This is a genomic window from Vibrio sp. 970, assembly GCF_033339075.1.
In genome coordinates this window covers 1-637 of sequence record NZ_JAWOTW010000445.1, presented here as the reverse complement: position 1 = coordinate 637, position 637 = coordinate 1, and the positions used below count along the sequence as shown (strand labels likewise).

Genomic DNA, 637 nt, shown 5'->3' with positions numbered 1-637 from the left:
TGGCCTTTCTTTACCAAATCGCCCTCTTGAACATACAGCTTTTCAATGATACCGCCTTCTAAATGCTGTATCTCTTGCCGCTTGGTTAGAACAGACAAATCTCCATAAGCGATAGCAGCACTCTCTAACTTTGCGGTAGCCGCCCAATATCCTAAACCGCCTAGGAAAAAGCTTAACGTTGCAACTCCGAGCAAAATTGGCTTTTTGAAACTCAAGTTAGCATCTGAACTGAAACGGTAGACTTTCTCCGCGGGAAGTTCGTTAACGACTGGCTGCTGATTGCTCATTTTTCACCCTTGGAATATCCGTTCTGTCCTCGCCCATTAAACGCTTCAACACTTCATCTCGAGCACCATAAAGTTTGGCGCGGCCATCAGCTAAATACAGCAATCGATCCATTTGCCTCAATGTGCTTGGATTATGGGCGATAACCACAATGGTCGAGCCCTGAGATTTTAGATGAGCGATAAGACGCTGATACGCAGCCTCACCTTCTCCGTCTAGATTGGCGTTTGCTTCATCAAAGACGACGATAGAAGGATCACCATAGACAGCTCGTGCTAGCGCAATCCTTTGTCGTTCACCACCCGACAGTCCACGACCATTTTCGCCAATAATGAAGTCGTAACCTTTGTTC

General features: G+C 46.5%; 1 protein-coding gene and 1 pseudogene. Both read right to left on the bottom strand.

Features of this window, described 5'->3' with window-relative positions; translation table 11 throughout:
• Positions 1–287 (bottom strand): annotated as a pseudogene (locus tag R7Q11_RS27205) (HlyD family type I secretion periplasmic adaptor subunit); the annotation flags it as partial.
• The coding region (locus tag R7Q11_RS27200) for an ATP-binding cassette domain-containing protein (protein WP_225467112.1) at positions 262–637 on the bottom strand (376 nt) is incomplete at its 5' end. The gene R7Q11_RS27200 and the pseudogene R7Q11_RS27205, both read right to left, overlap by 26 nt.